This is a genomic window from Cupriavidus sp. 05T313 (assembly GCF_056396665.1).
On record NZ_JBFTLX010000496.1, the window covers coordinates 1 to 1,566 of the forward strand.

The 1,566-nt window shown below is 59.4% G+C and carries 1 protein-coding gene; it reads left to right on the forward strand.

The window, feature by feature from the left end:
- Window positions 1-503 precede the first annotated feature (503 nt).
- The coding region (ltrA, locus tag AC1DKD_RS41180) for a group II intron reverse transcriptase/maturase (protein ID WP_477144740.1) at window positions 504-1,566 on the forward strand (1,063 nt) is incomplete at its 3' end.

The window sequence follows — 1,566 nt, forward strand, 5'->3', positions numbered from 1 at the left end:
CATTCCATCTCACGCTACGCCGGAGTTGCTCTGCGCCTCCGGCAACCCGCGACGATTGCCGACGTCTCACCTCGAATAGCTCGCGACGCCGCTCCTCAAATAGCCCGGGACGTAACACTTGGGGGCCGCGCGAGTCATCGGGCCGTAACCAAAGTGAACGCGGATGTGGCCTCGAAAACAATAGACCCGAAGGCCGAGCCCTCACTGTGTAGGCGAAGGCAGCATGGGTAGCCGAAATCTGACCGACACGGCTACTTCACTTCGGCGGGGTGTAAGCGACGGCACGATGACAAGGACACGCTAAGCAACTGGAGAAGCCCTCCTCGCCCCGGCGCGAAATCGTCGGAGCAAGGTAGGTTCTATAACCGGAGAACCCGGGAAGTGGATCGAAGGCGAGAGGGTGGCGGATGGGTCCGTAGTAGCTGTGAAGCCGGGTAACGCTGGCGGAGCGAAGGGGCCCTGCTGTTTGTAACGTCCTCAACAACATGGGAGGCAAGGACGAGATGACAAAGACGTCCGTTAGTTTGCAGGACCTGAGGCGGGGACTATACGTCAAGGCGAAGACTGAACCGTCCTGGCGTTTCTGGGGCTTGTACGTCCATGTCTGCAAGACGGAGGCACTACGCGAAGCGTACGAGATGGCCAGATTAAACAACGGAGCACCGGGTATTGACGGCGTGACGTTCGAGGTCATCGAGGCGCAGGGCGTGGAGGCGTTCCTGGAGCAGATACGGGGCGAACTGGTGGACCGTACCTACCGGCCACTGCCGGCACGGAGGAGGGAGATACCGAAGGACGGGGGAAAATTCCGCGTCCTATCGATACCCGCTATCCGTGATCGAGTGGTCCAGGGTGCGCTCAAGCTGATACTGGAACCGATCTTCGAGGCAGATTTCCTGCCGGGGTCGTATGGCTATCGTCCCAAGAGGACCGCACATGAAGCGGTGCAGCGAGTGGCGACGGCGATCGTGCAGGCGAAAACCCTGGTCTTAGATCTGGATCTACGCGCCTACTTTGACACCGTGCGGCATCATCTGCTGCTCGGCAAGGTGGCGCGGCGGATCAATGATCGGGACGTCATGCATCTGCTAAAGCTGATGCTGACTGCATCGGGCAAACAAGGCGTTCCGCAGGGCGGGGTGATTTCGCCGCTGCTCAGCAATATCTATCTCACAGAGGTGGATCAAATGCTGGAGCGCGCGAAGGATACCACGCGCGAAGGGAAGTACAYTCACGTCGAGTATGCCCGCTTCGCTGACGACCTGGTCGTGCTGATCAATGCCCACCCGCGCCATGCGTGGTTGCTCGGGGCCGTGACCCGACGCCTTCGGGAAGAATTTGYCAAACTGCAGGTCGAAATCAATGAAGAGAAGAGCCGCACCGTGAATCTGGCATGTGGAGAGAGCTTCGGCTTTCTGGGCTTCGACTTCCGTCGCATCCGAAGCATCCGGAACAAGGTGTGGCGACCGCAGTACACGCCCAAGCTGAAAAAGCGAACGACGTTACTGCGAAAGCTCAAGGATGTGTTCAGGCGATATAAGTCGCAGCCGGTGGGCCGTGTTGTCG